The sequence below is a fragment of the Arthrobacter sp. HY1533 genome (genome assembly GCF_027568515.1).
In the GTDB taxonomy this organism is placed as follows: Bacteria; Actinomycetota; Actinomycetes; order Actinomycetales; family Micrococcaceae; genus Specibacter.
On sequence record NZ_JANKZF010000005.1, the window covers coordinates 175077 to 194372 of the forward strand.

Sequence of the window (19296 nt, forward strand, 5' to 3'; positions counted from 1 at the left end):
CCCTTCGTGGGTTACCTGGGGATTACTCCCATTCGATGGTTCCCGGCGGCTTGGACGTGACGTCCAGAACCACGCGGTTGACGCCTTCCACCTCGTTGGTGATCCGGTTGGAGATCTTTGCCAGGAGGTCGTAGGGCAGGCGCGACCAGTCGGCCGTCATGGCGTCCTCGGAGGAAACGGGGCGCAGCACAATGGGGTGGCCGTAGGTGCGGCCGTCGCCCATGACGCCGACGCTGCGGACGTCAGCCAGCAGCACGACGGGCATCTGCCACACTTCGTTGTCCAGGCCGGCTGCGGTCAGCTCGGCGCGGGCAATGGCGTCTGCCTTGCGCAGCAGTTCCAGGCGCTCACCGGTGATCTCACCGACGATGCGGATGCCCAGGCCGGGGCCGGGGAACGGCTGGCGGCCAACGATCTCGGCCGGCAGGCCCAGTTCGGCGCCAACGGCACGGACCTCGTCCTTGAACAGCGCACGCAGCGGCTCAACGAGCTCGAAGCGCAGGTCCTCGGGGAGGCCGCCCACGTTGTGGTGGCTCTTGATGTTTGCTGCGCCCTCGCCGCCGCCGGATTCGACGACGTCGGGGTACAGGGTGCCCTGGACCAGGAACTTGATCTCTTCGCCGGCGGAGGCAGCCTCGGCCATGATGGCGCGCTCTGCTTCCTCGAAGGCGCGGATGAATTCGCGGCCAATGATCTTGCGCTTGGTCTCCGGGTCGGAGACGCCGGCAAGGGCGTTCAGGAAGCGGTCCTGCTCGTTGGCAACGTACAGCTTGGCGCCGGTGGAGGCCACGAAGTCGGTTTCGACCTGCTCGGCCTCGCCCTGGCGCAGCAGGCCGTGGTTGACGAACACGCAGGTGAGCTGGTCGCCCACTGCGCGCTGCACCAGGGCTGCCGCGACGGCCGAGTCAACGCCGCCGGAGAGGCCGCAGATGACCTTGGCGTCGCCGATCTGCTCGCGGATGCGGGCAACCTGCTCGTCGAGGATGGACGTTGCCGTCCAGTTCTTTTCCAGCTTGGCGCCGTTGAAGAGGAAGTTCTCCAGGACCTTCTGGCCGAATTCGGAGTGCTTGACCTCGGGGTGCCACTGGACACCGAACAGGCACTTTTCCTCGTTCGCGAAGGCGGCAACGGGGGCACCGGCGGAGGACGCGAGGACGTCGAAGCCCTCGGGTGCCTGCTGCACGCTGTCGCCGTGGCTCATCCAGGTGGTCTGTTCGCCACTGGTGTCGCTGAGGATGGAGCGGCTTTCGCCGAGGATCTGCACCTGGGTTGAACCGTATTCGCGCAGGCCGGTTTCGGCGACGATTCCGCCCAGGGCTGCGGCCATGGCCTGGAAGCCATAGCAAATGCCCAGGACCGGGATGCCGGCTTCAAAAAGGTCTGCACCGACGTTGGGTGCTCCCTCTGCGTAGACACTGGAGGGTCCACCGGAGAGGATGATGGCAGCTGGGTTTTTGGCCAGCAACTGCGCAGTTGTATAGGTATGCGGCACGATTTCCGAGTACACATTGGCCTCACGCACGCGGCGCGCAATCAACTGGGCGTACTGGGCACCGTAGTCCACAACCAGGACGGGCTTCTGGGAAGTCTGGGCCGTAGCGGGATTAGTCACCCCTCAATCTTAACCCACATCCCACGCACCCCGCCCCCGCCCGCGTTTTCCGTGACGAGCAACTCACCCGGCCAATGCCACGGACGACGGCGGCGTGCCCTAGTAGCGCTTGGCGGCCTTCGGGTTGGCTGCAACCTCGGCCAGGACTTCCTTGTGGACCTTGGACTCGACAATGAACGACAGGAACGGAACCACGCCGCCCAGGGCGATCAGCACCAGCTTGCCGAACGGCCAGCGCATGAGGGTCCAGAGCCGGAAGTCGGCAATGAGGTACACAACGTACATCCAGCCGTGGATGATCAGCACGGCGGTGGACAGGTTGACGCCGCCGGTGACGGGCATGACTCCGCCGTCAATGCTGACCAGCCCCAGGCCGTGCGCGGCGCCGGCGGTGTCGGTTCCGCCGGCCACCAGGACGCTGCCGAAGGCGTAGCGCAGCACCAGTTCAATGACGAGCAGCAGGAGCATGGTGCCCGTGGCGTAGGCCAGGACCTTGTAGAACTTCAGCGCCGTGAGGATCTGTGCGGGCGTGCCGCCAAAACGGCGCTTGGGCGCGGCCTTGGCGGGCTGTGCCGCGGCGGTGTCCTGCACGGGGGTTGATTCGCTGTTCTTGGGCTCGGTCACTGTGCCGGTTCTCCTCAAAATGTGGTTTGTGGGTCAATCGTTGCGGGTTGTTGCCGGGCCCGGCCGGTGGATCCTCAGGCTTGGGTTGGTGCTGCACTGTCGGGTGAGTCGTCCTCGTCGTCGATCCCGAACAACGCGTCCTGGTCGCGGCGGTAGTCGTCGGCAACCAGGCGCCACCACAGGAACAGTGCGAAGCCGGCGAAGATGACCCACTCGGCGGCATAGAAAATGTTGAGCCAGTTGATCTTGCTGTTCTGGTCAGTGGCCGTGACGGTGATGAGCTGCAGCGGGCCCCCGGCGGCCGCGGCGCCCACGTCCTGGCCATCCAGCACTTCGCTGTGGGCCACGATGAACGCGGCGTAGGTGGTCACGTCCCAGAGGTTGGTCAGTTCGGAGGAGGACAGGGTGGAAACCTGGCCGGCAGGAAGATCGGGGGCGGGTTCCGGGCCCTCGGAGTTGAGCAGGCGTCCCTCAAGCGTGATGTTGCCGGCGGGGGCCGCGGGCACATTGTCGGCTGCGGGGAGCCAGCCGCGGGCCACGGGGATCACCACTTCCTTCGTGGCCGCCACCCCGTCCAGGACAGGGGCGCCGTCGACCACAAACGCCGTGACAACCCAGAAGCCAACCGCGCCGTCCTGCACACGGGAGGGCACCAGGACCTGCTTGGCGGCGTCAAAATGGCCGGTGGCTAAGACAAGCTGCCCCTCGATGTCGCCCTTCATGGGTTCGCCGGGTTTCATGGTGCCAAGGAGCGGCTGCACCTTTTCCGTGACCGACGGCGGGGCAACGTCCTTTTGCAGCGAACGGGAGAATTGCCACTGGCTGAGCAGGACGAGGACGGCGCAGACGGCCAGCGCAAACACCAGTGCGGCTATCCATTTGGGCTTGACGGCAGTTTTTAACACACTTCAACGGTACTTCGTAACCATGTAGAACAACGAATGCGGTCGAGACGGGGGTCAGTGGTCGAAGAACACCAGCGTTGAGTTGACCAGCTCGGCAATGACCTCGGCATCGTGGGCCCGGCGCAGCGATTCGCGGAAGTTTTCCTTGAACAGCGAGCGGGCCAGGGTGGCCAGGACTTCAAGGTGGGCGGAGAAGGAGTCCGCCGGGGTGGCAATGAGCAGGATCACGTTGGCGGGGCCGTCCACGGCACCGAAATCGAGGCTGTGGTCGAACTTGGTGATGCCCACCGCGATGGAAATGGACTCGACGTGGGCGCTGCGGGCGTGCGGCAGGCCGATGCCGCCGGGCAGGCCCGTGGCCATCTGGTGCTCACGGGAGTTGACGTCCTGCAGGAATCCCTCCAGGTCCGAGATCCGGCCCTGCTCAAACAATTTCGCCGCCAGCTGGGCGGCCGCATCTTCCTTGGAGGAAGCCACCATTTCGAGGATGACCAGCCCGGGGTTGGTCAGTTCCGTTTCATAGCGCTCCAGCGAACCCGATGTCATTGGTACCTTTCGGCTGCGTTCAGGGGATGTCCCAATGGCCCCAGTCTAGCCGTTGGCGGCATCGCGGTGGCAGGCGGAAGGCCACGGGACGCAACAGTGCCCCGGTCCGAGCGGGACCGGGGCACTGGGTGAAACTGCGGGCTGGGCCCGGTTGCTACGGGTTGACGATGACGTCGATCCGCTGGAATTCCTTCAGGTCCGAGTAGCCCGTGGTGGCCATGGACCGGCGCAGTGCACCAATCAGGTTGGAGGTTCCGTCGGCCTGGTGGGCCGGGCCGTACAGCACTTCCTCCAGGGTTCCCACGGTGTCCATCTTCACGCGGTGGCCGCGGGGCAGTTCCTGGTGGTGCGCCTCGGCACCCCAGTGCCAGCCCTGGCCCGGTGCTTCGGCGGCCCGGGACAGTGCTGCGCCGAGCATGACGGCGTCGGCGCCCATGGCGATGGCCTTGACGATGTCGCCGCTGGAGCCCATGCCGCCGTCGGCAATCACGTGCACGTAGCGTCCGCCGGACTCGTCCATGTAGTCGCGGCGTGCCGCGGCAACGTCGGAGATGGCGCTGGCCATGGGCGAGCGGATGCCCAGGGCACGGCTTGTGGTGGTGGAGGCGCCGCCGCCGAAGCCCACCAGGACGCCGGCCGCGCCGGTGCGCATGAGGTGCAGGGCCGAGGTGTAGCCTGCCGCGCCGCCAACGATGACGGGGACGTCGAGCTCGTAGATGAACTGCTTGAGGTTCAGCGGCTCGGTGGTCTTGGAGACGTGCTCTGCCGAAACGGTGGTGCCGCGGATCACGAAGATGTCCACGCCAGCGGCGATGACTGTCTTGTAGAACTCCTGCGTGCGTCCCGGTGTCAGGGAGCCGGCCACGGTGACGCCTGCGGCGCGGATCTCGGCCAGGCGGGCCGTGATGAGCTCTGCCTTGATGGGTGCGCTGTAGATTTCCTGCAGGCGGCGGGTGGTCTCGGGGTCAACGACCGAGCCCTCCAGCGTGGCGATCTCGTCGAGCACGGGCTGCGGGTCCTCGTAGCGGGTCCAGAGACCTTCGAGGTCCAGCACGCCCAGGCCGCCCAGCTTGCCAAGGGCAATGGCGGTCTCCGGGGACATCACCGAGTCCATGGGCGCACCAATGACGGGCACCTCAAACTGGTAGGCGTCGATCTGCCATTTCACCGACACATCCTGGGGATCGCGAGTACGCCGGTTGGGCACAATCGAAATCTCATCAAGCGAGTATGCGCGGCGTCCGCGCTTTCCACGGCCAATCTCAATCTCATAAGTCACGCCCCCTAGCCTATCCCAGCTGGCGCCCGAGCCCTTAAAGCTGCCCGCCGATGCTGCTATGCGACGGCGGCCTGCAGGGTCTGGGCGGCGTGGCCTTCCAGCTCCGCGATGGCCTCCACCCGTCCTGCCATGGCGGCAAAGTCGGGCTCCCCCGCGGCCCCCACAAGGGCAGTCAGTGCCTCCCAGTGCTCGCCAAGTGCCCGGTATTGCGCGGCGGCCTCCGCCAGTCCGGCACGCCCGGTGGCGGACACCGCATCGGTGGAAGCAGCCGCCTCGTCCAGGAACTGGGCGTAGAGCGGGCGCAACGCCCCTGGTCCGCTGTAGCGCTTCCCTGCGAGCAGGCCGTGCAGCATCCCCATCCCGGCGGCGCTGCGGTCCGGGTCGCCAAAGATCCTCATCCAGCCGTGCTTGGTTGAGGAGTCGGCAAGCCGCTGGGCCCACGTCTGCATGCCCCGGATGCCGAAGTTCTTGGCATACCCCGGCGGAATCCCCGGCGGCGACTGCTGTGAGAGCAGTTCCCCGGCGGTCTCGGCCATGGCCGCCCGCACAACTTCCGCGGTCAGGGCCTCGCTGTCCATGGGGTCCGCGCCGCGGGGCGAAACATGGGCCTGCCAGTGCTTGTCCGCCTTGCGGGAGCCGCGCGCCTGCGCCAGCTCCTGGGCAGTGGACCGCCGAAGCTGCCCGCCGCCGTCGTCCACCAGGTAGTCCCCGCCGTCGCGGGCCACGACGGCCACGTCCACCGAGTCCGCATCTGCCAGCGGGTCTTCCGCTGCCCACGGCAGTTTTCCGCGCACCACACGCACGACGGCGGGCACACCCGTTTCGAGCGCGGCGTCCAGTCGGGACTGGGCCAGCTTGGCACTGCCGGTCTGCTGGATGTTGATGGCGGCACCGCTGCGGCGCAGCAGGTTTTCCGTGTAGGGGCCGGGGTGGAAGCGGGTCACGGCCGAGGCTGTGGTGATCTCCTTGTACTCGAAGGTGAAGATCATGAAGCCGATCCCGCCGGCCAGCCCGGAGAGCATGGCTTCGGTGAACGGCTGGTCCGTGAACGGGCTGCGCACGCCTGAGGCGGCCAGGACCCGGGTCCACAGCCCGGCGTCCCAGTGCGAATAGTCGGAGGCGGCGTCATAGGCGGGAAGCATGCGTCGATTCTATCGGCGGCGGCTGGCTCGGGCAGCCTGCCGCGGCGCACCCTCACCTAAACTTGGGGCCATGACTGACACTGAACTGCGCATGACCGACCACGAGCTGCTGGCCCTGCTGTCCATGACCCCCACGGAATCGGCGGCCGTTGCCCTGGGCCTGCTGCGCCTGGACCAGCACTCTGACAACCAGCTGCTGCACAACGCCGGGCTCACCACCTTGATGGTGCGCGGGCTGGCGGCGCCGCAGGGCGAGAAGATCGTCCCCGTGGACAAGTGCGCCGTGGTGGCTTCGGTGCTGTCGAAGGCGCAGGAATGGCTGGAAATCACCCTGACCACACCCTCCAGCAGCCATGTGCTCTTCGCCGTGGGCTCCAATGTGGGCGCCGTACTGCTGAGCATCAGCCCCTACGGCGTGCATGACATCCAGCCCATTGAATCCGGACCCGCCATGCTGGAACTCGCCTTGCACCTGGCGGGTGAATACCTCACGGGCGCGGCCGAGGGCCTGCCCGCGACGGCCGCGGTCCGGCGCCTGCAGGTGGACGCGGAAACCGCTGTGGTGCAGCTGACCGCCGTTGAGTCCGGCGACTGGCTGCTGCGCCGCGGCGGCGAGACGGACTTCACCGAGGAATCCCACCCGGCGGCCGAGGCCTTGGAAAAGTTCAAGGCGGCCCTGGCCGGTTGAGTTGACATGCAAGACGACGGCGGGGGCGGCACCCTTATATGGTAAGTGTGAGGCCCCCCGGCCGGGCAAATGGGCCGCGACCTTTCATCTGAAAGGTGACGGCCCGCCGTCGCGGAAACTGGGCCCACGCCTCCGAGGGACCCGCGGCGAGCCTGCGAGTCGAGGGAGGAGGTGGTGGGCCCACGCCTCCGAGGGTCCCGCGGCGAGCCTGCGAGTCGAGGGAGGAGGTGGTGGGCCCACGCCTCCGAGGGACCCGCGGCGAGCCTGCGAGTCGAGGGAGGAGGTGGGGACTACTTGTAGTTCGGTGCCTCGACGGTCATGGTGATGTCGTGGGGGTGCGATTCCTTCAAGCCGGCGGAGGTGATGCGGACAAACTTGCCGCGTGCCTTCAGCTCGGGGATGGTCGGGGAGCCAACGTAGAACATGGTCTGGCGCAGGCCGCCCACCAGCTGGTACGCAACCGAGGAGAGCGGGCCGCGGTAGGCCACGCGGCCTTCGATGCCCTCGGGGATGAGCTTCTCATCTCCCGTGACGTCGGCCTGGAAGTAGCGGTCCTTGGAGTAGGAGGTGTTCTTGCCGCGGGACTGCATGGCGCCCAGCGAGCCCATGCCGCGGTAGGCCTTGAACTGCTTGCCGTTGACGAACACGGTCTCGCCCGGGGACTCCTCCGTGCCGGCCAGCAGCGAGCCGAGCATGACGGTGTCGGCACCGGCAACCAGGGCCTTGCCGATGTCGCCCGAGTACTGCAGGCCGCCGTCTGCGATGAGCGGCACGCCGGCCGGAATGGCAGCCTTGGCGGATTCGTAGATGGCCGTGATCTGCGGGACGCCAACGCCTGCCACCACGCGGGTGGTGCAGATGGAGCCCGGGCCAACGCCCACCTTGATGCCGTCGGCACCGGCGTCGATGAGGGCCTGTGCGCCTTCGCGCGTTGCAGCCTGGCCGCCGATGACGTCGACGTGGGCTGCTGCCTTCTCGTTCTTCAGGCGCGTGATCATTTCCAGCACGCCCTGGCTGTGGCCGTTGGCGGTGTCGACGAACAGGGCGTCAACGCCGGCGTCGATCAGGGTCATGGCACGCTCGAAGCCGTCGCCGAAGAAGCCGATGGCGGCACCTACACGCAGGCGGCCCTCGTCGTCCTTGGTGGCCAGGGGGTACTGCTCGGCCTTGGCGAAGTCCTTGACGGTGATGAGGCCGCGGAGCACGCCGGCGTCGTCAACGAGGGGCAGCTTTTCAATCTTGTTCTTGCCCAGCAGCTGGGAAGCTTCTTCGCGGCTGATGCCGACCTTGCCGGTGATCAGCGGCATGTGGGTCATGACGTCGCGGACCAGGCGTCCGGAATATTCGCTTTCCGGGATGAACACGGTGTCGCGGTTGGTGACGATGCCCATGAGGCGGCCGTCGGCGTCGACCACGGGCAGGCCGGAGACACGGAAGCGGGCACAGAGCACATCGAGCTCGGCCAGCGTGGCGTCGGGGCCAACCGTGACCGGGTTGGTGATCATGCCTGATTCGCTGCGCTTGACCAGGTCAACTTCTTCGGCCTGGCGCTGGATGGAGAGGTTGCGGTGCACAACGCCCAAACCACCCTGGCGGGCCATGGCGATGGCCATGCGGGATTCGGTGACGGTGTCCATGGCTGCCGAAAGCAGCGGCGTCTGCACGGTGATGCGCTTGGATACCCGTGAGCTGGTGTCAGCTTCGGAGGGGATCACGTTGGTGTGGCCGGGAAGGAGCAGGACGTCGTCGTACGTCAGGCCAACAAAGGCGAAGGGGTCATGAATTTCAGGCTGGGACACGAAGGCTCCTTGGCGGGGTAGAACCGGTGGGGGTGTGCATCCGATGGCCTGTTCCGTCATTACGGATCCGGCCTGTGCGTTGTTATCAGTCTAAAACGAAACGGGCTGTGGCCCTATTCCCGAGGGCTGCATCACACCGGGGGCCCTGTAGTAGTGTTCGAAGGCAACAACCGGCCCCACAGGAAGCGGCTCATGGCACTGCAAATTCGGATTGTTGTCCCAACCGAAATTTCGGACCAGGTGGTGGCCATTGCCAGCGCCCATGAGGGCACAGCGGAGGTCTCCCGCATCCCCGGGGCCTCCCTTGTTCCCGCCGGTGACGTGATCACGGTCCAGGCAGTGCGGGAGTCCGCCGGGGACCTGCTGCACCAGCTCCGCGGGCTGAACATTGCCAGGGTTGGCTCCGTCACCGTGGACACCCCGGAACTTGTCATTTCCGAACGGCTCGAGCTGGTGGACCAGTCCGTTCCAGGGGATGAGGCGGACGCCATCATCTGGGACGAGGTGGAGAAGAACACCAGTGAAGAGTCCAAGTTGACGTGGAGCTACCTCGCCTTCATGGTCATTGCCGTCCAGTTGGCGGGTATCGGCATCGTCACGGATTCCACCATTGCCATTGTGGGCGCCATGGTGGTGGGTCCCGAGTTCGGCCCCCTGGCCGCCCTGGCCCTTGCCCTGGTTGACAGGAGGTGGAAGCTCGCGCGGCAGGCAGCCCTGGCACTGCTGGTCGGCTTTCCGCTCGCAATGCTGGTGGCAGCGGTGGCGACCGCCGCCTCCATCCCCCTTGGCCTGTTTGACCCCTCAAAGCTGCTGGAGGGGTCCACCTCCACCGAGTTCATTTACCACCCGGGCTGGTATTCATTCATCGTGGCCGTCCTGGCCGGTGCGGCCGGGATGCTGTCGCTCATTGGGCGCAAGTCAGCTGTCCTGGTGGGCGTGTTCATTTCCGTGACCACCGTTCCGGCTGCGGGCTACGTGGCCGTTGCCCTGGTACTGGGCCAGCCGGACCGCGCAGCGGGATCGGCCCTGCAGCTGCTGCTCAATGTTGCCGGCATTGTGGTTTCCGCCGTCGTGGTCCTTCTCATCTACCGGCTGGGAAGGCGCCGCCGCCCGGCACCGTCGCCCTATTCGGTGGCCCAGGCCAGGATCACGCTGCCGCAGATGGGTGTCCGGAGCCCGTTCCGGCGTTAATGCAAAAATGACACCGATCCCGCTTTCTGAGTCCGGGATTCCGGTGTCAGATTGCGGGATCGGTGTCACTTTTGCAGCTGGGCCAACGCTGGGCCCACACGCTGGGCCCACACGCTGGGCCCACACGCTGGGCCCACGCTTGCCAGGTTCCCGGTAAATCGCGCCAGCGATTTACCGGGCCGGCAAGTGGGGACTAGTGCTGGTGTGCTGCTTCGCTGTCCTCGGACGGCTTCTCCGTCACGAGCACCTCGGTGGTGAGCACCAGTGCTGCGATGGAGGCTGCGTTGCGCAGGGCGGAACGGGTGACCTTGACCGGGTCGATGACGCCGGCCTGGACCAGGTTCTCGTACTCGCCGGTTGCGGCGTTGAAGCCGAAGCCGTCTTCGAGTTCGCCAACCTTGTGCACCACTACGTAGCCGTCGTGGCCTGCGTTCTGGGCGATCCAGCGCAGCGGCTGTGCCACGGCGTTGCGGACCAGGGCGATGGCGGTTGCTGCGTCGCCGGTCAGGGCTGCAACGTTCTCGTCTTCGTCCAGGGCCTTGGCGGCCTGCACCAGTGCGGAACCGCCACCGGCAACAATGCCTTCTTCCAGGGCTGCACGCGTTGCGGACACGGCGTCCTCAATGCGGTGCTTCTTTTCCTTCAGCTCGACCTCGGTGGCTGCGCCAACCTTGATCACGCCGATGCCGCCGGCCAGCTTGGCCAGGCGTTCCTGCAGCTTTTCCTTGTCCCAGTCGGAGTCGGTGCGCTTCAGTTCGGCGTGCAGCTGGGCCACGCGGGCTGCCACGTCGTCGGCCGTGCCTGCGCCGTCAACAATGGTGGTGTTGTCCTTGGTGACGGTGATGCGGCGGGCCGTGCCCAGAACTTCCAGGCCAACCTGGTCCAGGGACAGGCCGATCTCCGGGGAGACAACCTGTGCGCCGGTCAGGATCGCGATGTCCTGCAGCATGGCCTTGCGGCGGTCGCCGAAGCCGGGAGCCTTGACGGCAACAACGTTCAAGGTGCCGCGCAGGCGGTTGACGATCAGCGTGGACAGTGCCTCGCCGTCAACGTCTTCGGCAATGATGAACAGCGGCTTGTTGGTGGCAAGTGCCTTTTCCAGCAGCGGCAGGAATTCCTGCAGGTTGGAGATCTTGCCCTGGTTGATCAGAACCAGTGCGTCTTCCATGACTGCTTCCTGGCGTTCTGCGTCGGTGACGAAGTACGGGGACAGGTAGCCCTTGTCGAACTGCATGCCCTCGGTGAGGACCAGTTCGGTGGAGGTGGTGGAGGACTCTTCGATGGTGATGACACCATCCTTGCCGACCTTGTCGAATGCCTCGGCGAGCAGGTCGCCGATTTCCTGGCTCTGGGCGGAGATGGCGGCAACTTCTGCAACCTGGCCACCCTCAACCGGGCGGGCGTTCTCCAGCAGGCGCTTGGCAATGGCTTCAACGGAAACCTGGATGCCGCGCTTGAGCTCGCCGGGAGCCGCACCTGCGGCAACGTTGCGCAGGCCTTCCTTGACCAGTGCCTGTGCCAGGACGGTGGCCGTGGTGGTGCCGTCGCCGGCAACATCGTTGGTCTTCGTGGCAACTTCCTTGGCCAGCTGTGCGCCGAGGTTCTCGTACGGGTCTTCCAGCTCCACCTCGCGGGCGATCGTGACGCCGTCGTTGGTGATGGTGGGAGCGCCCCACTTCTTGTCCAGTACTACGTTGCGGCCGCGCGGGCCGAGGGTCACCTTGACGGTGTCCGCCAACTTGTCGATGCCGGCCTCGAGGGCCTTGCGGGCGTCGTCGTTGAATGCAAGCTGCTTAGCCATGCGGTGTGTCCTTTCACGCAAAGACCCCGCGCTCGAAGTCTGATGATCTCGACAGGCTCGATCACCGGAATGTCCGGCGCGGGGGCTTCACAAAGCGGTTATGTGGCGAAAGCCGTTACTTGACGACGATGGCCAGCACGTCGCGGGCCGAGAGAACCAGCAGCTCTTCGCCACCGGTCTTCACTTCGGTTCCACCGTACTTGGAGTAGATGACGACGTCGCCGACGGCAACATCGATCGGGACGCGGTTGCCGTTGTCGTCAACGCGGCCGGGGCCCACTGCCACAACTTCGCCCTCCTGGGGCTTTTCCTTGGCGGTGTCCGGGATGACCAGGCCGGAGGCGGTGGTCAGCTCTGCTTCGAGCTGGCGAACAACAATACGATCCTCAAGAGGCTTAATAGAGACCGACACTCGGACCTCTCCTTCACACGTAAATTCTATGGATGGCCGGCAAACGTCTTTCAGCCATGTGGTGGAGCCCAACCGTCGTCGCGGTGCCGGTGATGCTCCCATGGCCGAAAGGCCTGCGGGTTAGCACCCTCGGGGTGAGAGTGCTAACCCTGACTCTATGGAATTGATTAGCACTCGGTCAAGGCGAGTGCCAGATTTGACCCCAAAAGCACGACGCCGGCGGGCCTGGTTTCGCTCACGGCGCACCTTGGGTGCCGCCAGGGCTGTTCACCCGTCCCGCGGCGGTGCAAGGATTGAGGCCATGACGAGCCCAACTCCCCTGGTCCATGTGCGGGACCTGCAAAAGTCCTATGGCGGCACCCCAGCCGTGGACGGCATCAGCTTCGACATTGCCGAGGGCGAGACGTTCGCGCTCCTGGGCCCCAACGGCGCCGGCAAAAGCACCACAGTGGAAATCCTGGAGGGGTACCGGGACAGGAGCGGCGGCGTCGCCAGTGTCCTGGGCGTGGACCCGCAGCACGGCGGCCGGGACTGGAAGGCGCAGCTGGGAATTGTTCTGCAGTCCAGCGGGGAAAGCGGCAACGTCACGGTCCTGGAGCAGCTGACGCACTTTGCCGGCTACTACCCGCACCCGCGGGACGTTGGCGAGGTGCTGGAGGCCGTGGGGCTGGCAGGCAAGGCCAAAACCCGGATCAGCAAGCTCTCCGGCGGCCAGCGCCGCCGCGTGGATGTTGCCCTGGGCATCATTGGCCGGCCGCGGCTGCTCTTCCTGGACGAGCCGACCACCGGCTTTGACCCGGAGGCCCGGCGCCAGTTCTGGGGCCTGGTCAACCAGCTCAAGGCGGAGGGCACCACCATCCTGCTGACCACCCATTACCTTGACGAGGCCGCCACGCTGGCGGACCGCGCCGGGGTCATTGCCGGCGGAAAGCTGCTGGACATTGGCCCCATCGATGCGATTGGCGGGCAGGAGGCCAAGGTGCCGCTGGTGCGGTGGCGGCAGGACGGCGTCGTGCGGGAGGAGCGGACCACGGAGCCAGCGGCCCTGGCGGCGCGCCTGTACGCCGAGGCGGGCGGTGAGGTGCCGGGGCTGGAAATCACCCGGCCCAGCCTGGAGGACATCTACCTGGACTTGGTCGGGGCGCACGCATCAAGCGAAGGGACACTCCCATGAGCACGTTGAAGCTTGGCCTGTCCCGCATTGGCTACGAGCTGCGGCTGTATTTCCGCCAGGGCGACTCCGTGTTCTTCACGTTCCTGTTCCCCATTGTGATGCTGTCGATCTTTGCCGTGGCGTTCAGCACCAGCGGCAACATCGGTGCCGCCCCGGACGGCAGCGGCGGGATCTCCTTTGCCGCGTACTACCTGCCCGGCATGGTGGCCGCGGGAATGCTGCTCAGCGGCGTGCAGAACCTGGGCGTGGACATAGCCGGGGAGAAGGGCGACGGCACGCTCAAGCGACTGGGCGGCACTCCCCTGCCCGTGTTCTCCTACTTCATGGGCAAGATCGGCATGGTCATGTCCAGCTCCATCCTGCAGGTCATCCTGTTGCTCCTGGTGGCCCGCTTCGCGTTCGGCGTGGAGCTGCCCCATGATGCCGGCAAGTGGCTCACCTTTGCCTGGGTGTTCCTGCTTGGCGTCATGACGAGCTGTGTTTTGGGCATTGCACTGTCCGCGCTGCCCCGCACCGGAAAGAGCGCCACGGCCGTGGTGATCCCCATTGTGCTGCTGCTGCAGTTCATCTCCGGCGTGTACCTGAGCTTCACCCAGCTGCCCGGGTGGCTGCAGAACGTGGCCAGCATCTTCCCGCTGAAGTGGATGGCACAGGGCATGCGCAGTGTCTTCCTGCCGGCCGATTTTGAGCTTGCCGAGCCCGGCGGGGCCTGGAACCTGGGGCTCGTGGCGGTCGTCATGGTCGTGTGGCTCGTGGCCGGGCTGGTGCTGTGCAAGTGGACGTTCCGCTGGATCCGCAAGGACAGCTGAGCTGTTCCCGGCAACGCCCGGCCGCGTCCTGCCGCGTCCTGTGCGGCTAGTAGTAGACGGCCAGCGGTCCGCGGGGCCCGTCGATGACCTGCACGGGGGTGTCGAAGACACGGCTGAGGACCTCATCGGTCATGATCTCCGCAGGCGTGCCGAACTCCACCACGAGGCCGTCCTTCACGGCACAGATGTGGTCCGCGTAGTGGGCCGCAAAGTTGATGTCGTGCAGCACCACCACAATGGTCCGGCCCAGTTCCGCAGCGGCCCGCTGCAGCAGCGCCATCATCTGCGCGGCGTGCTTCATGTCCAGGTTGTTCAGCGGCTCGTCCAGCAGTACGTAGTCGGTGTCCTGGGCCAGCACCATGGCCACGTAGGCCCGCTGCCGCTGGCCGCCGGAGAGCTGGTCGAGGTACCGGTTTTCCAGCTCGTTGAGGTTCAGGAAGTCGATGGAACGGCTGATGGCTTCCTCGTCGGCCAGGGTCAGTCGGCCCTTGGAGTGCGGGAAGCGGCCAAAGCCCACCAGCTGGCGCACGGTCAGCCGGGCCACGAAGTGGTTCTCCTGGCGCAGCACGGAGACAATCTTGGCCAGGTCCTTGGATGCGGTCTTGGCAACGTCATAGCCGGCAATTTCAATGGCCCCGGCATCCAGCCCCAGGAGGCGGCCCACCATGGTCAGCAGGGTCGATTTCCCGGCCCCGTTGGGTCCCACCAGGGCGGTGACGCCGCCGGCCGGGATCTGCAGGTCCACGGGGCCAATGGCCACCTCGCTGCTGTAGCTTTTGCGGACGTCGGACAGGGAGATCACAGGCGACCCTTTCGCAGGATGAAGAACAGGAACACGGAACCGCCCACGACCTCGATGATGATCGAGACCACGCCCTCGGCATAGAACACGTTCTTCATGACGAAGTACGAGCCCGCCAGCACCACAAAGCCGGTCAGCACCGCGACCGGGAAGACGTACCTGTGGTCGTGGCTGTCGGCGAGCTGGTAGGCCAGCGTGGCCACCAGGAAGCCCAGGAACGTCATGGGTCCCACCAGGGCGGTGGAGGTTGCCATCAGGATGGAGACAAGGAACAGCACCCGCATGACCTCGAAGCGGTGGTTTAGGCCCAGGTTGGTGGTGGTGTCGGCGCCCAGGGCCACCACGTTCAGCCGACGGGCGTTGAGCAGCAGCAGGGCGCCGGCGCCCAGGCACAGCGGGATGGCGATGGGCAGGTAGCTGGCGTCGGCGTTGGACACCGAGCCGAAAAGGCGCGCGGTCAGGACGTCAAACTCGCTGGGGCTCAGCAGGCGCTGCATGAACGCCGAGACCGAGCTCAGTCCGCCGCCAATGATGATGCCCACCAGGAGCATGACGTGGATGTTGCCGTACTTGCCGGACAGCAGCCAGCCGTACAGGGCCATGGACAGGCCCACCATGATGAGGATCTGCAGCACGAACTGCGGAACCCCCTGCACCGCTGTCACCCCGGCCGCGCCAAGGAAGAACACGGCGCCTGTCTGCACGGCAATGTAGAGCGATTCAAAGCCCATGATCGACGGCGTGATGATCCGGTTGTTGGTGGCCGTCTGGAAGGCGACGGTGGCCATGGCCTGGCAGATGGCCACAACCGCCATGACAATGATGCTGGTGCCACGGAGTTCGGCAATGCGCCAGAATCCGGGCGTGCCAAACGGCATGGGGTTGTCCCACGCGAGCAGGCCAAAGCCGAAGCCCACGGCGAGGACAATGAGGATGCCCAGGACCACCCGGTAGCGCCGTTGCGCGCGGCGGGAGGGCAGGGAACCGGACGTCCGGCCCGGGTGGTGGGTGCCGGCGTCGTGCGTGGAGGCGGGGCGCAGCGAGATGGCCTCAGGCATTGCGGCGCTGCTTCAACACGAGGGTCACGAAGACCACGGCGCCAACCACGCCAAGGATCAGCGAGACGGGCACTTCAAAGGGCATGATGATGGTCCGTCCCACAAGGTCGCACACGGTCACGATGGCGATGCCCAGCAGGCACACCCAGGGCAGGTTTCCGCGGAGGTCGTCGCCCCGGAACATGGAGACAATGTTGGGCACGATCAGGCCAAGGAACGGCAGGTTGCCCACCACCACCGTGACAACGCCCGTGGCAATGGCGATCAGGCCCGTGCCGAGCAGCATGACCTGGTTGTAGTTCAGGCCCACGTTGGTGGCGATTTCCTCGCCGAGGCCGGCCACTGTGAAGCGGTCGGCCACCAGGAACACGGCCACCCCCACGAACGCCACGATCCAGAGGACCTCGTACTGGCCGCGCAGCACCGAGGTGAAGGAGCCGGCGAACCAGATGCCCAGGCTCTGGAGCATATCAGTCTGCAGTGCGATGAAGGTGGAGACGGCTCCCACCACGGCGCCGAGCATGATGCCCACAATGGGCACCGTCAGCGAGGCCTTCAGGGAGACCCTGCGCAGGAACAGAAAGAAGATGAGCGTGCCGATGAAGGCGGCGAACACAGCTCCGGACATTTTGGCCAGGATGCTCGCGTGCGGGTTGAGGATCATGACGGCCAGTAGGCCCAGCCCGGCCCATTCGGTGGTGCCGGTGGTGGTGGGCTCCACGAAGCGGTTCTGCGTCAGCAGCTGCATGACGAGCCCTGACATGGCCATCGCGGCGCCGGCCAGGACCAGGGCAATGGTGCGCGGAACGCGGGTGATGGCGAACATTTCGCCGCCGTCCTGCCCTCCGAAGATGTCATAGACGCCCGTGAACAGGGAGAAAAGCAGCAGCACTGCCACCACGGCAATGCCCACCAGGAGCTTGGGTTCGAAGAGCCGGCCCTTGGATGGGGCCCGGCCTTTCCTTGCAGTTGTATTTGTTGCGCTCACGCAGCGGTCCCTTCAGAGCCGGCCCGGATACAGCAAAGCAGCGGGCCCGGCGCACTTGCCGGGACCGCCGCGAGGCTGGTGGAAACTATGGCTACTTGCCTTCGAGTGCGTCCGCGAAGGTGTTCAGGAACTCGGTGTAGGTCTGGATTCCCTCGTTCGTGTAGGTGTCGGCAGGCATGTAGACAATGTTGCCCTCCTGGGTGGCCGGGACGTTCTTGAGTGCGGCGGAGGATTCCAGCAGCTCGTTGGCGGGCTTGTACCCGGCGTCCTTGGTGGACACGCCTGCGTCGCGGTCCATGACCAGGATCCAGTTGGGCTTGGACTTGGCAATGGCCTCAACGGAGATGTCGTCACCCTGGTGGTCGGTGCTGGCGTCCTTGACCTCAAGTGCCGGGGTCAGGCCCAGGATGTCGAAGAGCGGGCCCAGCGTGCGGCCGTTGCCGGGGGCGGCGTAGTTGATCTTGCCGCCGGAGGTGATGACGCCCATGACTGTGGCCTTGGGGTCGTAGGCTGCCTTGACGCGGGCGATGGCGGCGTCAAAGTCGGCATTGAGCTTCTTGGCCTGATCCTGCTTGGCGAATACATCGCCGAGGACTGTGATCTGGCGCTTGAGCTCGGTGTCGAAGGGCTCGCCGTCGCGGGGATCCAATTCCAGCACGGTGGCGTTGGGGGCCAGCTTGGTGAAGTCGTCGTGGAACTGGGTGAAGCGCTGGCCGTTGACAATCACGTCCGGGTCAACGGCAACGATTGCCTCGAGGTTGGGTTCGCGGTGGCTGCCCAGGTCCACAATCGCGGCATCCTTCTTGTAGGAGCTGGTGTCAGGCATGAGCGCCACGGCGCCGGCCTTGAGCGTGATGCCCCAGTCGGCCAGCGTTTCAAAGGTCCTGTTGTCGGTGGCCACCACGGACTTCGGCGGAGCACTGATGGTGTGCTCCCCGTAGTTGTCCTGGACGCTCACGCTGGTTGCGGCGGCGGAGGACGCGCCAGGTTCGGTGGCGGCCCCGCCGCAGGCGGTGAGTGCCAGAAGTGCGGCGGTGGCTCCAAGCGTCAGCAGGCGCTTTTTCACGGTAATCAGTCTCCCAATATAAGTAAGCTTAGGCAATCCTTATCAATGCCACCCTCGACGCTATTGCACAGGCAAATAATTGCGCAAATTTTCCATGCCCTATTCCTTGTGATGCTCATCACCAGCGGCCGAAAGGTTAGGGTTGAGGCATGGCCCATGACGCAATTTCCCCGCTCCTCACCACTGCCGGGTGGGAGCTTTTGTCCTCCCTGGGCCCCTACCGCGAGGCCGACTCCCTCAAGCTGAATGAGTCGCTGCGCAAGGCCGGGCACTCCCCCGAGCTGGTTGCCGCGGCGCTGACCCAGGCCCGCCTGCGCGCCAAGGCGGAGGCCAAGTTCGGCGAGTTCGCCCAGCAGATGCTGTTCACCCCGGCAGGCCTGGAGCAGGCCACCCGCCTGCCCATTGCGGCCCTGCACGCGCAGCGGTTCACGACGGCGGGCATCACCTCCGTGGCCGACCTGGGCTGCGGCATCGGCGCGGATTCCCTGGCCATGGCCAGCCTGGACATCAATGTCACGGCCGTGGAGATGGACGAGGTCACGGCAGCCTGCACCACTGTAAACCTCATGCCATTCCCGCACGCCCGCGTGGTGTGCGGGCAGGCGGAAGACACAGACCTGACTGGCATTGAGGGCGTGTGGCTGGACCCGGCCAGGCGCACCACCAGCACCTCCGGCACCACCCGGCTCTTTGACCCCGAGGCTTTTTCGCCGCCGCTGTCCTTCGTGGAGCAGCTGGCCGACCGCGGCCTGGCCGTGGGCGTGAAGATGGGACCGGGCATCCCGCACGAGGCCGTGCCGGACACTGCCGAGGCCCAATGGGTTTCCGTCAACGGCGATGTGGTGGAGGCCGGGCTGTACTTCAACGCCCTGGCCCGGCCCGGCATCCGCCGCGCGGCCCTGGTCATGGGGCCCGGCAGCTTGAACGAACTCACCAGTTCGGTGCCCTACGACCCCGCCGCCCAGGATGCGGAGACCGGCCCGGTGGCCGGCTACCTGTATGAGCCCGACGGCGCCGTGATCCGCGCCGGCCTGGTGGCCGATCTTGCCCGCAGCATCGGCGCCCACCTGGTGGACGAGCATATTGCGTACCTGTGCTCGGAGCAGCACGTGGACACGCCGTTTGCCCGCGCCTACAAGGTCCTGGAGGTCAAGCCCTTCAACGTCAAGGCGCTCAAGGCCTGGGTCAAGGCCAACCGGATCGGCGTCCTGGACATCAAGAAGCGCGGCATTTCAACCACGCCGGAGGAGCTGCGCCGCCAACTGCTCACCGGCTCCGGCAAGGGCCCCAACAAGGCCACACTGGTGCTGACCCGCATTGGCGAGGAGCGCGTGGCGATCGTGGTGGAGCCCCACGGCCTCTGACGCCGTCGTCCCTGCGCCGAGTCTGACGGAGACGTG

The 19296-nt window shown here is 66.0% G+C and carries 18 protein-coding genes; 5 read left to right on the forward strand and 13 right to left on the reverse strand.

All coding sequences use genetic code 11. From position 1 onward, the window contains the following. Positions 1-22: 22 nt before the first annotated feature. The 6 genes from guaA to PCK14_RS05625 all read right to left on the reverse strand — a co-directional run bounded on the left by guaA (position 23) and on the right by PCK14_RS05625 (position 6108). A complete protein-coding gene (guaA, locus tag PCK14_RS05600) occupies positions 23-1612 on the reverse strand; it encodes a glutamine-hydrolyzing GMP synthase (RefSeq protein WP_269937487.1) in 1590 nt (529 codons plus the stop codon). A 99-nt stretch (positions 1613-1711) separates the two neighbouring features. Next, entirely contained in the window at positions 1712-2236 is a 525-nt protein-coding gene (locus tag PCK14_RS05605) for a DUF3817 domain-containing protein (RefSeq protein ID WP_442864666.1), read from the reverse strand. 74 nt (positions 2237-2310) lie between these two features. Then, the gene (locus PCK14_RS05610; RefSeq protein ID WP_269937488.1) at positions 2311-3141 is read right to left on the reverse strand and encodes an SURF1 family protein; all 831 of its coding nucleotides are present in this window, start codon (positions 3139-3141) and stop codon (positions 2311-2313) included. Positions 3142-3195: 54 nt separating this feature from the next. Further along, a complete protein-coding gene (locus PCK14_RS05615; RefSeq protein ID WP_269937489.1) occupies positions 3196-3687 on the reverse strand; it encodes a PTS sugar transporter subunit IIA in 492 nt (163 codons plus the stop codon). Positions 3688-3841: 154 nt separating this feature from the next. Next, the gene (locus PCK14_RS05620) at positions 3842-4966 is read right to left on the reverse strand and encodes a GuaB3 family IMP dehydrogenase-related protein (RefSeq protein ID WP_269937490.1); all 1125 of its coding nucleotides are present in this window, start codon (positions 4964-4966) and stop codon (positions 3842-3844) included. A 56-nt stretch (positions 4967-5022) separates the two neighbouring features. Then, positions 5023-6108, reverse strand: coding sequence for a BtrH N-terminal domain-containing protein (locus PCK14_RS05625; protein ID WP_269937491.1), 1086 nt, complete (start codon positions 6106-6108; stop codon positions 5023-5025). Positions 6109-6178: 70 nt separating this feature from the next. Between PCK14_RS05625 and PCK14_RS05630 the strand changes: the two genes are divergently transcribed. Continuing rightward, positions 6179-6796, forward strand: coding sequence for a hypothetical protein (locus PCK14_RS05630; protein WP_269937492.1), 618 nt, complete (start codon positions 6179-6181; stop codon positions 6794-6796). A 290-nt stretch (positions 6797-7086) separates the two neighbouring features. Here PCK14_RS05630 and guaB read toward each other — a convergent pair whose 3' ends face one another. Further along, entirely contained in the window at positions 7087-8595 is a 1509-nt protein-coding gene (guaB, locus tag PCK14_RS05635) for an IMP dehydrogenase (protein ID WP_269937493.1), read from the reverse strand. A 192-nt stretch (positions 8596-8787) separates the two neighbouring features. Here guaB and PCK14_RS05640 point away from each other — a divergent pair, with 192 nt between their 5' ends. Further along, the gene (locus PCK14_RS05640; protein ID WP_269937494.1) at positions 8788-9786 is read left to right on the forward strand and encodes a DUF389 domain-containing protein; all 999 of its coding nucleotides are present in this window, start codon (positions 8788-8790) and stop codon (positions 9784-9786) included. Positions 9787-9979: 193 nt separating this feature from the next. Here PCK14_RS05640 and groL read toward each other — a convergent pair whose 3' ends face one another. Further along, the gene (gene groL / locus PCK14_RS05645; RefSeq protein WP_269937495.1) at positions 9980-11587 is read right to left on the reverse strand and encodes a chaperonin GroEL; all 1608 of its coding nucleotides are present in this window, start codon (positions 11585-11587) and stop codon (positions 9980-9982) included. Positions 11588-11702: 115 nt separating this feature from the next. Then, entirely contained in the window at positions 11703-11999 is a 297-nt protein-coding gene (gene groES / locus PCK14_RS05650; protein ID WP_038464523.1) for a co-chaperone GroES, read from the reverse strand. Positions 12000-12300: 301 nt separating this feature from the next. Here groES and PCK14_RS05655 point away from each other — a divergent pair, with 301 nt between their 5' ends. Continuing rightward, complete coding sequence (locus PCK14_RS05655; protein WP_269937496.1) at positions 12301-13173, forward strand: ABC transporter ATP-binding protein; 873 nt, start codon at positions 12301-12303, stop codon at positions 13171-13173. Continuing rightward, positions 13170-13982 (forward strand): ABC transporter permease, encoded by an 813-nt coding sequence (locus tag PCK14_RS05660; protein WP_269937497.1) that lies wholly within the window; start codon positions 13170-13172, stop codon positions 13980-13982. Before PCK14_RS05655 ends, PCK14_RS05660 begins: the two co-directional genes overlap by 4 nt. A gap of 46 nt (positions 13983-14028) precedes the next feature. On the opposite strand, the gene PCK14_RS05665 is transcribed toward PCK14_RS05660, so the two are convergent. The 4 genes from PCK14_RS05665 to PCK14_RS05680 form a co-directional block, all read right to left on the reverse strand. Next, positions 14029-14784, reverse strand: coding sequence for an iron ABC transporter ATP-binding protein (locus PCK14_RS05665; protein WP_269937498.1), 756 nt, complete (start codon positions 14782-14784; stop codon positions 14029-14031). Further along, entirely contained in the window at positions 14781-15842 is a 1062-nt protein-coding gene (locus tag PCK14_RS05670) for an iron chelate uptake ABC transporter family permease subunit (RefSeq protein ID WP_269937499.1), read from the reverse strand. The genes PCK14_RS05665 and PCK14_RS05670 overlap by 4 nt, the downstream gene beginning before the upstream one ends. Then, a complete protein-coding gene (locus PCK14_RS05675; RefSeq protein ID WP_269937500.1) occupies positions 15835-16830 on the reverse strand; it encodes an ABC transporter permease in 996 nt (331 codons plus the stop codon). The genes PCK14_RS05670 and PCK14_RS05675 overlap by 8 nt, the downstream gene beginning before the upstream one ends. A gap of 91 nt (positions 16831-16921) precedes the next feature. Further along, positions 16922-17896 (reverse strand): siderophore ABC transporter substrate-binding protein, encoded by a 975-nt coding sequence (locus tag PCK14_RS05680; RefSeq protein ID WP_442864667.1) that lies wholly within the window; start codon positions 17894-17896, stop codon positions 16922-16924. 149 nt (positions 17897-18045) lie between these two features. Between PCK14_RS05680 and PCK14_RS05685 the strand changes: the two genes are divergently transcribed. Continuing rightward, positions 18046-19260 (forward strand): class I SAM-dependent methyltransferase, encoded by a 1215-nt coding sequence (locus PCK14_RS05685; RefSeq protein WP_269937501.1) that lies wholly within the window; start codon positions 18046-18048, stop codon positions 19258-19260. The last annotated feature ends 36 nt before the right edge of the window (positions 19261-19296 follow it).

Excerpts from the sequence above, each read along its gene's own strand:
- PCK14_RS05625 (WP_269937491.1), bottom strand. The coding sequence starts at position 6,108 with ATGCTTCCCGCCTATGACGCCGCCTCCGACTATTCGCACTGGGACGCC.
- PCK14_RS05640 (WP_269937494.1), top strand. The coding sequence starts at position 8,788 with ATGGCACTGCAAATTCGGATTGTTGTCCCAACCGAAATTTCGGACCAG.
- PCK14_RS05655 (WP_269937496.1), top strand. The coding sequence starts at position 12,301 with ATGACGAGCCCAACTCCCCTGGTCCATGTGCGGGACCTGCAAAAGTCC.
- PCK14_RS05660 (WP_269937497.1), top strand. The coding sequence starts at position 13,170 with ATGAGCACGTTGAAGCTTGGCCTGTCCCGCATTGGCTACGAGCTGCGG.
- PCK14_RS05685 (WP_269937501.1), top strand. The coding sequence starts at position 18,046 with ATGGCCCATGACGCAATTTCCCCGCTCCTCACCACTGCCGGGTGGGAG.
- PCK14_RS05630 (WP_269937492.1), top strand. The coding sequence starts at position 6,179 with ATGACTGACACTGAACTGCGCATGACCGACCACGAGCTGCTGGCCCTG.
- groL (WP_269937495.1), bottom strand. The coding sequence starts at position 11,587 with ATGGCTAAGCAGCTTGCATTCAACGACGACGCCCGCAAGGCCCTCGAG.
- PCK14_RS05615 (WP_269937489.1), bottom strand. The coding sequence starts at position 3,687 with ATGACATCGGGTTCGCTGGAGCGCTATGAAACGGAACTGACCAACCCC.
- PCK14_RS05670 (WP_269937499.1), bottom strand. The coding sequence starts at position 15,842 with ATGCCTGAGGCCATCTCGCTGCGCCCCGCCTCCACGCACGACGCCGGC.